At 67.7% G+C, this 11,554-nt stretch carries 9 protein-coding genes; 5 read left to right on the forward strand and 4 right to left on the reverse strand.

Annotated elements, in window-relative coordinates; genetic code table 11:
• The first annotated feature begins 106 nt into the window (after nt 1–106).
• From Y958_RS22915 to Y958_RS22925, 3 genes are all read left to right on the forward strand, one after another.
• Complete coding sequence (locus Y958_RS22915) at nt 107–826, forward strand: GntR family transcriptional regulator (RefSeq protein WP_088874289.1); 720 nt, start codon at nt 107–109, stop codon at nt 824–826.
• Nucleotides 827–904: 78 nt separating this feature from the next.
• Nucleotides 905–2,398, forward strand: a complete 1,494-nt coding sequence (locus Y958_RS22920) for a malonyl-CoA decarboxylase (RefSeq protein WP_088874290.1) — start codon at nt 905–907, stop codon at nt 2,396–2,398.
• Nucleotides 2,399–2,445: 47 nt separating this feature from the next.
• Complete coding sequence (locus Y958_RS22925; protein WP_088875180.1) at nt 2,446–3,987, forward strand: malonate--CoA ligase; 1,542 nt, start codon at nt 2,446–2,448, stop codon at nt 3,985–3,987.
• A 135-nt stretch (nt 3,988–4,122) separates the two neighbouring features.
• On the opposite strand, the gene Y958_RS22930 is transcribed toward Y958_RS22925, so the two are convergent.
• Nucleotides 4,123–4,290 carry a YdcH family protein gene (locus tag Y958_RS22930; RefSeq protein WP_081486311.1) on the reverse strand — a complete coding sequence of 56 codons (168 nt, stop codon included), beginning with the start codon at nt 4,288–4,290 and terminating at the stop codon, nt 4,123–4,125.
• A gap of 410 nt (nt 4,291–4,700) precedes the next feature.
• On the opposite strand from Y958_RS22930, the gene Y958_RS22935 reads away from it, so the two are divergent.
• Complete coding sequence (locus Y958_RS22935) at nt 4,701–6,029, forward strand: MFS transporter (RefSeq protein ID WP_088874291.1); 1,329 nt, start codon at nt 4,701–4,703, stop codon at nt 6,027–6,029.
• 125 nt (nt 6,030–6,154) lie between these two features.
• On the opposite strand, the gene Y958_RS22940 is transcribed toward Y958_RS22935, so the two are convergent.
• The gene (locus Y958_RS22940) at nt 6,155–7,654 is read right to left on the reverse strand and encodes a hypothetical protein (protein WP_088874292.1); all 1,500 of its coding nucleotides are present in this window, start codon (nt 7,652–7,654) and stop codon (nt 6,155–6,157) included.
• Nucleotides 7,651–8,403 carry an ABC transporter ATP-binding protein gene (locus tag Y958_RS22945; protein ID WP_088874293.1) on the reverse strand — a complete coding sequence of 251 codons (753 nt, stop codon included), beginning with the start codon at nt 8,401–8,403 and terminating at the stop codon, nt 7,651–7,653. Before Y958_RS22945 ends, Y958_RS22940 begins: the two co-directional genes overlap by 4 nt.
• Before the next feature lie 212 nt (nt 8,404–8,615).
• Here Y958_RS22945 and Y958_RS22950 point away from each other — a divergent pair, with 212 nt between their 5' ends.
• The gene (locus Y958_RS22950) at nt 8,616–10,304 is read left to right on the forward strand and encodes an alkaline phosphatase family protein (protein ID WP_211098756.1); all 1,689 of its coding nucleotides are present in this window, start codon (nt 8,616–8,618) and stop codon (nt 10,302–10,304) included.
• Between the two features lie 13 nt (nt 10,305–10,317).
• On the opposite strand, the gene Y958_RS22955 is transcribed toward Y958_RS22950, so the two are convergent.
• Nucleotides 10,318–11,259 carry an ion channel gene (locus tag Y958_RS22955; protein ID WP_088874294.1) on the reverse strand — a complete coding sequence of 314 codons (942 nt, stop codon included), beginning with the start codon at nt 11,257–11,259 and terminating at the stop codon, nt 10,318–10,320.
• Nucleotides 11,260–11,554: the final 295 nt, after the last annotated feature.

An 11,554-nucleotide genomic window follows, 5' to 3' on the forward strand; every position in this document is an offset into this window, starting at 1 on the left:
TGCGTCTTGCATGCATGAAGAGGACTGGTGTATGCGTAAAATCAGGCAAGGGGATGTGGGCCGCCGGCCGCCGATAACGCCTGCCCCGCCCCGGATGAGGTGACCCATGGCCCTTCCCGAAACCCGTTCCGAGCAATTGGCCCGTGCGTTGGAGGACGATATCTGCGCCGGCCGCGCCCTGCCGGGCATGCGGCTGGACGAACAGGTTCTGGCCCAACGTTTCGGCACGTCGCGCACCCCGGTGCGGGAGGCGTTGAAGATGCTGGCGGCCCAGGGCTTCGTGGAAATCCGCCCGCGCCAGGGCGCCGTGGTGGTCGGCCTGGATGTGCGCCAGGTGCTGGAGCTGTTCGAGATCATGGCCGTGCTGGAAGGCCTGTGCGCCCGCCTGGCCGCCCGCCGCATGACGCCGGCGGAACGGGCGGATCTGATGGCCGTCCACGCCGAATGCCAGCGCCTGGCGGCGGCCGGCGACCCCGACGTTTACTACGCCATGAACACCCGCTTTCATGAGGTGATCTACGCCGGCAGCCACAACCGCCAGCTGGAGGAAGAGACGCGGCGGGTGCGCAACCGACTGTCCCCCTATCGCCGCAACCAGTTGCACCAGCTGGGGCGTGTCGCGAAGTCGGTGCAGGAGCATGACGACGTGGTGCGCGCCCTGCTGGAGGGCGATCCCGATCGGGCGGAAAGCCTGATGCGCCGCCACATCGGCATCCAGGGCGACGGCCTGTCCGACTTCGTGTCCAACATGTCGACACCGCAGGCCGTGTCCAACCCACCGCCGGCCTTGGCGGGCACGCTCGGCCGGCCTACCATTGTGCAGTGACCGTTCGCCGCCATCTCAATCTGCGTCCGTCCACTCTGGTTTGCCCATTCCGGTTTGCAAGGCCACGAGGTCCAGCCCATGAGCAGCAGCACCTTCTTCCGGTCCATGTTGACGACCATCGCCGATCGCGGCCGCGCCCTGGTGCGCCGTCACGGTCCCATGGTGGAGGATTTGCTGGAGGACGCGGCCAAGCTGATGCCGCTGTCCGCCAAGGGGCAGCCCAAGCGCGACCTGCCCACCCTATGCGACACCCTGCTGTCCGGCCGGGGCGAGGCCTCGGGCGTGGCGCTGGCCGGGCAGATCCTGGACCAGTGGGCGCGGCTTGACACCACAGGCCAGCGGGCCTTCCTGCTGGATCTGGCGTATCGTTTCGGTCCCGACCCAATCAAGCTGGACAAAGCCATTGACGCCTATCGCGCGGCGCCGGGCGCCGGGACGGCGCTGGCCCTGCACAACGCGGCCGAGGCGCGGCGGCAGGAACTGTTCCGCCGCCTGAACCTGGCCCCCGGCGGGACCGAGGCGGTGGTGCGCATGCGCGAAGCCCTGTTCCGGGTGATGGCCGACGCGCAGGGGGTGGAAAAGCAGGCGCTGGAGGCGGTGGACGCGGACTTCAGCCATCTGCTGGCCAGCTGGTTCAACCGCGGTTTCCTGGTGCTGCGCCACATCGATTGGACGACCCCGGCCAATATTCTGGAAAAGATCATCCGGTATGAGGCGGTGCACACCATCCGAGATTGGGACGATCTGCGCCGCCGCCTGGCGCCGGCCGACCGCCGCTGCTTCGCCTTCTTTCATCCCCAGCTGCCCGACGACCCGCTGATCTTCGTGGAGGTCGCGCTGGCGCCGGACATCCCGGCCAGCATCGATGCCCTGCTGGCGGAGGGCCGTGCGCCCATGGCGGAGGAAGACGCGACCACCGCCGTATTCTATTCCATCTCCAACTGCCAGGAGGGGCTGCGCGGCGTTTCCTTCGGCAACTTCCTGATCAAGCAGGTGGTGGAGGATTTGCGGGGAGAACTGCCCAACCTGCGCACCTTCGTCACGCTGTCGCCCGTGCCGGCCTTCGCCAAGTGGCTGGCGCGGGAACGTGGGGACGAGGCGTCCGCCGTGCTGGCGGCGGCGGACAAGGCCATCCTGGCGGCGCTGGACCAGCCGGACTGGCAGCGCGATCCGGGCACCGCGGCCACCGTGTCGCCCGTGCTGCTGCAGGCGGCGGCGCACTATTTCCTGAAGGCCAAGTCCCGTGGCAACAAGCCGGTGGACCCGGTCGCCCGCTTCCACCTGGGCAATGGTGCCCGGCTGGAACGCCTGAACTTCCTGGGCGATTTGTCGCCCAAGGGCCTGAGCCAATCGCATGGCCTGATGGTCAATTACCTCTATAAGCTGGACGACATCGAAACCAACCATGAGCGCTACGCCGACAAGGGCGAGGTGGTGGCCGCGGCGGCCGTCCGCCGTCACCTGAAGGCCGAGAGCGGCACGGACGAACCCAAGCCGCCCAAGCCTGGCAAGGCTGGGGCGCCCAAGCGCGCCCGCCCCGCCAGCGATGCCGCCCAGCCGCCTGTTGTTTAGGTCTCAATAATAACAACGCCCCAAGAAGACGCCGGAGTGTGACCGCCATGGCCAACCATCTCTTTTCCCTGATCCTGAGCCGCATGCCGGCCCTGGAGACGCCGTTCATCATCATTCCGGAAACCAAGGGCCAGCCCGAGCGGACACTGACCTACGGCGAGATGACGGCGCTGTCGGCGCGCATGGCCAACCTGCTGGTGGCCCGGGGGGTGAAGCCGGGCGACCGTGTGGCGGTGCAGGTGGAGAAGAGCGCCGAGGCCATCATGCTCTATCTCGCCTGCGTGCGGGCGGGCGCCATCTACCTGCCGCTGAACACCGGTTACACCCTGGCGGAACTGGACTATTTCATCGGCGACGCCACGCCCCACCTGGTGGTGTGCGATCCCGCCAAGGCGGGCCCCATGACGGAACTGGCCCGCGCCAAGGGCGTGGCCGCCGTGGAAACGCTGGGGGGCCAGGGGGCGGCCGATGCCGGCACCCTGCTGGCGGCGGCGCTGGCGCAGTCCAGCACCTTCGCGGACATCGACCGTGGCGCCGACGACCTGGCCGCCATCCTCTACACCTCAGGCACCACCGGCCGGTCCAAGGGCGCCATGCTCAGCCATGACAACCTGGCTTCCAACGCCTTGACCCTGGTGGACTATTGGCGGTTCACGGGTCGCGACGTGCTGCTGCACGCCCTGCCCATCTTCCACACCCATGGCCTGTTCGTGGCCACCAACACCCTGCTGCTGGCCGGCGGCACGATGATCTTCCTCGCCAGGTTCGATGCCGACGAGGTCATGCGCCAGCTGCCGCGCGCCACCACCATGATGGGTGTGCCCACCTTCTACGTCCGCCTGCTGCAGCATCCGGGCCTGACCAAGGAGGCGACGGCCCACATGCGGCTGTTCATCTCCGGCTCGGCGCCACTGCTGGCCGAAACCCATGACAGCTGGCGGGCCCGCACCGGTCTGGCGATCCTGGAACGGTACGGCATGACCGAAACCAACATGAACACCTCCAACCCCTATGACGGCGACCGGGTGGCTGGCACCGTGGGCTTCCCCCTGCCGGGCGTGGCCCTGCGCGTGGTGGATCCGGAGACGGGCGCCGCCATCCCGCAGGGGGAGATCGGCATGATCGAGGTGCGCGGCCCCAACGTCTTCAAAGGCTATTGGCAGATGCCGGAGAAGACGGCGGCCGAATTCCGCCCCGACGGCTTCTTCATCACCGGCGACCTGGGCAAGATCGACGCCCGGGGCTATGTCCACATCGTCGGCCGGGGCAAGGACCTGGTCATCTCCGGCGGCTACAACGTCTATCCCAAGGAGATCGAGACGGAGATCGACGGCCTGCCCGGCGTGGTGGAAAGCGCCGTCATCGGCGTGCCGCATCCGGACTTCGGTGAAGGGGTGACGGCCGTGGTGGTGCGTCAGAAAGGGGCGGCTGTGGATGAGGCCGCCGTGCTGGCCGCTCTGGACGGCCGCCTGGCCAAGTTCAAGCAGCCCAAGCGCGTGCTGTTCGTGGACGACCTGCCGCGCAACACCATGGGCAAGGTGCAGAAGAACCTGCTGCGCCAGGAATACCAGGGGCTTTACAGGAAATAGCCCCTCGTCCGTCGCGCGTTGAAATCGGCATAAAAAAAGACCGGATGGGACAGCCCACCCGGTCTTTCACTTTCAGGACCCCGGCACCCGGTTCGGGTGGACGGCGGCCCCACATGGCCAGTGGCCCGCGACGGATCAGTGCCGCGTGTGTTCGTCGATCTTCTCTTTCAGCCTGAGCTTTTCGAATTTCATGCGCTGCACGAGGGCGCTGTCATGATAGGGGCGTGCCAGTTCGCTGTGGATACGGTCTTCCAGACTGGCATGCTTCTGGCGCAGGCTTTCGACGAAATTGTCAGTGGCCATAGTTCCCTCCAGCTATCTGTTCAAGGGATAAAGGCGAGATCGCCTTGAGTGCCTTAGACGATGGTCCGGTTCTGGCAGTAGTTCCATCCCGTTTGCCGCCAGCGCAACAAGATCGGCGCCAGCGTATATTTTCTTTTATTGACGCATCCGTCATCAGGCGACAATCGGCGCCTTGAGGCGGTCATGCCGCGTTTCAAAAGCTTACGCCCCTCATAGGCCGAAGTCTTCAACAAAATAGGATAGTGCTAGACGAAGGGCAGGGGCGCGTTAAGCCTTTATCCAGCCGCCTATGACAACGTCGTGACAGCCATATGACACCCGGAAGTCGCCTGTTTTCAAGGCTTCTTGAAATATGGGTAATTGCCCGTATTATAGGAGCCACCCTGTACCCCGATCGGATAAGCGCCGCCATGACCGACGTGACCGCCCCCAAAAATTCCTTTGGCTCCGCGCCATCGTTGGCCCGGCACCTGGCCCGGCAGGTGAACGGGCGCATGCATTACGGGTGGGTGGCGGCGGCCCTCGCCTTCGCCACCCTGTTGGTGGGCGCGGGGGTGCGGGCGGCCCCGGGCGTGCTGTTCGTGCCCCTGGAACAGGCGCTGGGCTGGGACCGCGCCACCATTGCGGCGGCGGTGTCGCTGAACATCTTCCTCTATGGCTTCATGGGCCCGTTCGCAGCTGCCCTGATGCAGGCTGTCGGCGTCCGGCGCACGATCCTGACAGGCCTGGGCCTGCTGGCGGTGACGACCATCACCAGTACCCTGATGACCCGGCCCTGGCAGATGATGCTGTCCTGGGGCCTGCTGGTGGGCCTGGGCACGGGCCTCACCTCCATGACCCTGGCGGCCACGGTGGTGAACCGCTGGTTCATCAAGCAGCGCGGCCTGGTCATGGGCCTGCTGACCGCCAGTTCGGCCACGGGGCAGCTGGTGTTCCTGCCCGGCATGGCCGCCTTGGCCACCCATTTCGGCTGGCAGGCGGTGGGTCTGACGGTGGGGGCGGCTGCCCTCGCGCTGGTGCCGCTGGTGGGCCTGCTGCTGCCCGACAGCCCCCGCGCCGTGGGCCTGGCGCCCCTGGGCGGGACGCTGGAGGATGAACTGCCGCAGTCGAGCGGCAACCCCATCGTCATCGCCTTCACCACGCTGGGCCGGGCGTCGAAGTCGGTGGATTTCTGGCTGTTGTTCGGCAGCTTCTTCGTTTGCGGCCTATCGACCAACGGCCTGATCGGCACGCACCTCATCTCCGCCTGTTTCGACCAGGGCATCCCCGAAGTGGCGGCCGCCAGCCTGCTGGCCCTGATGGGCCTGTTCGATCTGGTGGGCACCACCGGGTCCGGTTGGCTGTCCGACCGGGTCGATAGCCGCAAGCTGCTGTTCTGGTATTACGGCCTGCGCGGCCTGTCCTTGTTCTACCTGCCCCTGTCGGGCTTCAGCCTCTACGGCCTCTCTATCTTCGCCGCGTTCTACGGCTTGGACTGGATCGCCACCGTGCCGCCCACCGTACGCCTGGTCACCGACCGCTTCGGCCGTCGCGACGCGCCCGTGGTCTTCGGCTGGGTGGGGGCGGGCCATCAGATGGGCGCGGCCCTGGCGGCCTATGGCACCGGCATCATCCGCACCGAATGGGGCAGCTACTTCCCGGCGTTCCAGGTCGCGGGCCTGGCCTGCGTGTTGACCGCGATCATGGTGCTGTTCATCAACCGCCGCCGTAACACCGCGACGCTGGCCCCGGCCGAGTGAATAAGTTCAGCGGCGGAAAGTGACCTTAGGACGCGACCGCGTCCGCCGGAAGTTTCCGGGGAGCGCAGCGGACTGGAAACTGAGGATAGCCAAGGGGCGGATGCCCCGCTGGCGCCTGAAGCAACTTATAACGGCGCCCGCAGGATGGCCACCAGGCCCAGCAGGCCGCCCGCCACCAGCAGGGCGAAGGGGTTGTGGTGCAGCATCAGGACGGTGGTGCCCATCCAGCCGTAGCTCATCATCATTTCCAGCAGGGTGCGGCCCACCAGCTTGCCGCCGGCGCCCTTGCGCGGCTTCAGCACCTGGTCCACCTCGCTTCCGCTGACCGGTTGCACCCACAGGCTGGCCACCACGGCGCAGAAGGTGGCGGCGATGCCGCAGCTGAGGATGGTCAGCGTGCCCCACAGGCTGACGCCGCCGGCCAGTGCTGCCACCAGGGCCACCGCCGCCAAGGGCGGCAGGCCGGCCGCCTCCACCTTGGCCTGGCGCAGGCGCTTGGGCGTGACCGGGGCGGCGTTGATCAGGTCGGCGGCCCCGTCGGCCAGGGCCAGCTTGGCCAGGGTGCCGGCCGTCAGCGCGGCCAAGGGCACCACCAGGGCGGCCAGGGTCAACGGGTCGGTCCGCCACTGGTCCTGCATGGAAATGACCAGGATGATGGCGCCGCTCATCTGCTGGAACAGCAGCAGGGGCAGTTGCGGGTGGCGGCGCATCAGCCGCCATTCCTTGCGGCGCAGCAGGGGGCCCAGGCGGTCCTGGAACTGGTGGGCCTTGGTCGGCGCCTTGGTTGCGGCTGTCGTGGCGCCGGCCGCGGCGGAGGCGGTGGCGATGAAAGTGGGACCCCAGCGCGCGGTCACACCGGCGAAGATGCTGACGCAAGCGATGACCAGGACGGCCAGGGATAGCGGGTCGCCCAGCAGCGCGTGGCCGGGCAGCAGCACGAAGGCCGCCAGCGGCCCGTGCCTCAGCCCGTCGGCGCGCGCCATCCAGTCGATATGTGGGCCCAGCAGCCGGGGGATCTGCCCCGCCAGGCCCATGAGCATGCCGGTGAAGGCGGCGATGCCCTGGCCCACGACGCGGGCGCGCCGCACCCCTACCCAGCGCACCAGCAGCAGCGCCACCAACAGGGCGACGCCCGTCACGGCCAGGGCCAGGGCGGGCAGGGCCACGTAGGCGGCCAGCCAGTTGGGATGGCCGAAGATGGCGCCCATGTTGGCGATGGGCAGGATCAGGGCAGCGGGAAACAGCAGGGTCCCGGCCATCACCGCCAGGGCACGGGCCGGCAGGATGACGGCGGGCGACAAGGGGGATGACAGCAGCAGGTCGTAGTCCCCCCGGGCATAGATCGTGTCCATGGCGCGGTAGATGGCCGTGCCCATCATGAAGCAGCAGGCCAGCGCCGCCACCATGGCGCCGATTGCCGGCTGCATGTCGGTCGCCCCCCGGCTGGCCCCCCCTTGTGCGGCGCCTATGGCCATGAAGGCGCCCAGGACGTGGAACAGGATCACCATGGCCAGCAGGGTGATCCAGACGCCGGGGGATGACAGTTTGATGGCCCGCGCGGCCAGGCGCAGCTCATGCCGCAGCAGCCAGGCCAAGGTCCCCGGGCGCAGGGTAGCGGCGATCATGCCGGTTCCCGCTCGGTGTTGGCCGGGGCTGCCACCAGGTCCAGGAACACGTCCTCCAGGGTGCTGTCGTCACGGCCCACCCGGCCGCGCAGTTCCGCCAGCGTGCCCTCGGCCAGCAATCGCCCGTCCTGAATGATGCCGATGCGGCTGACCAGCCGCTCCGCCACGTCCAGGATATGGGTGGTCAGGATGATCGTCGCACCCGCCCGCACCCGCTCCACCAGGATGTCCTTCACCTCGCGGGCGATGGCGGCGTCCAGGCCGGTCAGCGGCTCGTCCAGGATCAGCAGGCGCGGGTCGTGGATCAGGGCGCCGGCCAGGGCCGCCTTTTGCTTCATGCCTCGTGAGAAGCCCTCGCACCGCTCCGCCCGGTGATCCCACAGATCCAGGCGGTGCAGCAGTTCCTCCGCCCGCGCGCTGGCATCGGCCGCGGGCACCCCCCACAGGCCGGCCACGAATTCCAGGAACTCCAGCGGTGTCAGCTTGTCGTAGATCAGCGGCTCATCCGGCAGCCAGGCCACCTGGCGCTTCGCCGCGATGGGATCGGCCAGGGCGTCGATGCCGAAAACGCGGACGCTGCCGGCGTCCGGCCGCAGCAGGCCCACGATCATGCGCAGCGTTGTGGTCTTGCCCGCGCCGTTGGGACCCAGCAGGCCGTAGAACTCGCCGGGCGCGATGGTCAGATCCAGGCCCCGCACCGCCGGCCGGCTGAACGCCTTGGCCAGTCCCCGCACTTCCAACGCCGTCATGCATCCCCCAAGATGACGCCATCCCAGCATTTCCACCTTAAGTCACGCGCCCCGCGGCGACAAGCCGGGCGAAACACATGACATTTCAACGACAACGCCAGACATCTGTTGCGATCCGGCCGCCGATGGAAAACAAGGATGCGGGCCTGCGTCGCCCGGTCGCATGGGGACCGGGTGCCAGGACCGCCGGTCGCAAGGGGTGAGTGGGGGATATGATGACGCGTTGGTATTCCAGGATGGTGGCGCCCCTGATGGGGCCCCTGATGGCGCAGGTGTGCGCCGTGGCCACCCTGATGGCCGTGCCCGCCGTCGCGGCGGATGCCGGGGCGCCGGCCCCCAAGCTGATCGTGCTGGTCTCGGTCGACCAGTTCTCCACCGACCTGTTCCAGCAATACCGCAGCCATTTCACCGGCGGCCTGCGCCGGCTGACCGAGGGGGCGGTCTTCCCCAACGGCTATCAGAGCCATGCGGCGACGGAAACCTGCCCCGGCCATTCCACGCTGATGACCGGCGACCATCCGGCCCGCACCGGCATCATCGCCAACGACTGGTACAGCTTCAAGGGCCCCCGGCCAGGCAAGATCTATTGCGCCGAGGATGAGAGCAAGGGCAGCTACAAGGCCTATGTTCCCTCCGACGTGCACCTGAAGGTGCCGACGCTGGGCGAGCGGATGAAGGCGGCCGACCCGGAGGTGCGCACCGTTTCCGTCGCCGGCAAGGACCGCGCCGCCATCATGATGGGCGGCCACGCCGTGGACGAGCTGTGGTTCTGGAAGGACGGCCAGGGCTTCATCTCCTACGAAGGGCGCACCGCGCCGGCGGCCGTGACCGCCGTGAACGAGGCCGCCATGGCCGAGATCGCCAAGCCCGCCAAGGAATATGCCGAGCCGGAATGGTGCAAGGCCATCGACATGCCGGTAGCGGTGGAGAGGAAGGATGACGTCCTGACGGTCGGGAACGGCCGCTTCGCCCGACAGCCGGGCCCCAAGGCGGAGGCGCAGTGGCGGGCATCCCCCGCGTTCGACGCCGCCATCGTCGACCTGGCCGTCCGCCTGATCAAGGACATGAAGCTGGGCCACGGCAAGTCCGTCGACGTGCTGACCGTCGGCGCCTCGGCGACCGACTACATCGGCCACAGCTATGGCACCGAGGGGTCCGAGATGTGCATCCAGGTGGCCAATCTGGACCGCACGCTGGGCAAGTTGGTGGCCGCCCTGGACGCCACCGGGGTGGACTATGTCCTGGCCCTGTCGGCCGACCACGGCGGCAATGATATCCCCGAGCGTGAGCGCCTGCGCGGCATGCCGATGGCGGCGCGCGTGGACGACGGCCTGGTGTCCGAGAACCTGGGCAAGAAGGTGGCGCCCCTGGGCGTGGACGGCGCGGAACTGCTGTTCGGCGGCGGCAACGGCGACGTCTGGGTGGGTCCGACGGTCGCGGGATCCTGGCGGACCAAGGTGGTGAACGAAGCGCTGGCCCTGTACCGCGCCGATCCGCAGGTGGCCGCCGTCTACACCGCGGCGGAGGTGGCGGCCGCGCCGGCGCCGACCGGCGCCCCCGACGCGTGGTCCCTGCTGGACCGCGCACGGGCCTCGTTCGACCCTAGCCGGTCGGGTGACCTGGTGGTCTTCCTGAAGCCGCGCATTACCGCCATCCCGTCCAAGCCGGCCAGCTACATTGCCACCCACGGCAGCCCCTGGGACTATGACCGGCGCGTGCCCATCCTGTTCTGGCGCAAGGGCATCACCGGCTTCGAGCAGCCGCTGTCCGTCGAGACGGTCGACATCATGCCGACGCTGGCGGCCCTGGTGGGCTTCAAGCTGGCCCTCGGCGATGTCGATGGCCGCTGCCTCGACCTGGATGGCGGTTCCGGCGACACCTGTCCGGTTACTGCCCAGTAAGACGCTGGCCGGTTTACGCGCCCACAGGCGGTTGACTTGGCCCCCCATCCGGCTGCGGCTTGGGTAGCCGCTGCGGCTCGGTGTCATGGAAGCGGCCAAAATCCAGCAGGCGGTGGCCGTCATCGTGCACCTTGATGATGTCGACGAAGCGCTGGCCCCACAGGACGTCGCCGGCCTCATAGGTTTTGCGGCTGTAGACCTTCTGTGAATAGTTTTCGTCGGTGCCGCTCAGCAGGACGATGAAGGTCGCATGGCTTTGCCGCAGGGTCCATTCCGTCTGGCCGTACAGCGGGCTGCTCTCATCGATGCGGTGAACGATGGTCCAGGACAGGGCGAACAGGGGCGACTTGGCCCGCACCAGCTTCAGCTCCTCGAACCCCCGCATCATGGTGCCTTCCTCCGTGATGCGCATGGTGCTGAACGACACACTGGCCTCGGCCTCCAGGATCTGGTTGCCGCGCGTGTTGCCCGCCCGCAGCATCAGCACCGGGTGCCCGTCATGCTGGGTGAACAGGATGTTGCGGCTGAACAGGATCAGCGCCTTGGGACGGGAGAAGCGGGCGAAGATCAGGCCGGTGATCTGGGCCACGCCCAGCATGCCGGTGAAGGACTCGGCCGCCGCCACGCTGTTGGCGTAGACGGTGTTGGGCGCCATGACGCCATAGCCCATGGTGCCCAGCGTCTGCACGCTGAAGAAGAAGGCGTCGGTGAAGGACCCGATGCGGGCGTTGGTGACGCCGCCCGGCTCCATCAGGTACAGGCCGGCGAAAATCAGGTTGGCGATCAGGTAGATGGCCAGCGCCAGGCCGAAGAATCCGCCCCATGAGATGCTGAGCAGGAAGTGGTAGGGGTCCTGCCAGCGCAAGGCCGGCACCCCCTTCAGGGTGGCGAAGGGGCGGCCGTCGACGGTGATGCGGCGTTGGTGTAGGCGGGCCAGTCGGCGATGAGGCGGCACGGGCGAAAAACCGTTTGTTCAGCGGGGGTTGCGGGGCTTCCGCCACCATAGCCCAAGCGACGTGAAATGTCGTTTTTTCAAGCGCTGGACGGACCCGCCCGATGCTGCACCTGCGATGTCATGGTTGACTGCGGTCGTAATCCGTCCCAGGGTGGTGGCGTGGTCGATCCGGCCGCTTTGCCACCGATGTCGTGTTTCAACTGTCGTTTCGTTGCTATCGGATACCTATCTCTTTTAGCCATGTGCCCCGACCGGTCCCAGAACACGTCATCCTAACGCAGTCCACGCCGATCCC

This window comes from Nitrospirillum viridazoti CBAmc (genome assembly GCF_000730165.1).
Classification (GTDB): domain Bacteria; phylum Pseudomonadota; class Alphaproteobacteria; order Azospirillales; family Azospirillaceae; genus Nitrospirillum; species Nitrospirillum viridazoti.

Coding starts and splice junctions, on each gene's coding strand:
- Y958_RS22920 (WP_088874290.1), top strand. CDS start 905: ATGAGCAGCAGCACCTTCTTCCGGTCCATGTTGACGACCATCGCCGAT.
- Y958_RS22915 (WP_088874289.1), top strand. CDS start 107: ATGGCCCTTCCCGAAACCCGTTCCGAGCAATTGGCCCGTGCGTTGGAG.
- Y958_RS22925 (WP_088875180.1), top strand. CDS start 2,446: ATGGCCAACCATCTCTTTTCCCTGATCCTGAGCCGCATGCCGGCCCTG.
- Y958_RS22940 (WP_088874292.1), bottom strand. CDS start 7,654: ATGATCGCCGCTACCCTGCGCCCGGGGACCTTGGCCTGGCTGCTGCGG.
- Y958_RS22945 (WP_088874293.1), bottom strand. CDS start 8,403: ATGACGGCGTTGGAAGTGCGGGGACTGGCCAAGGCGTTCAGCCGGCCG.
- Y958_RS22930 (WP_081486311.1), bottom strand. CDS start 4,290: ATGGCCACTGACAATTTCGTCGAAAGCCTGCGCCAGAAGCATGCCAGT.
- Y958_RS22950 (WP_211098756.1), top strand. CDS start 8,616: ATGATGACGCGTTGGTATTCCAGGATGGTGGCGCCCCTGATGGGGCCC.
- Y958_RS22935 (WP_088874291.1), top strand. CDS start 4,701: ATGACCGACGTGACCGCCCCCAAAAATTCCTTTGGCTCCGCGCCATCG.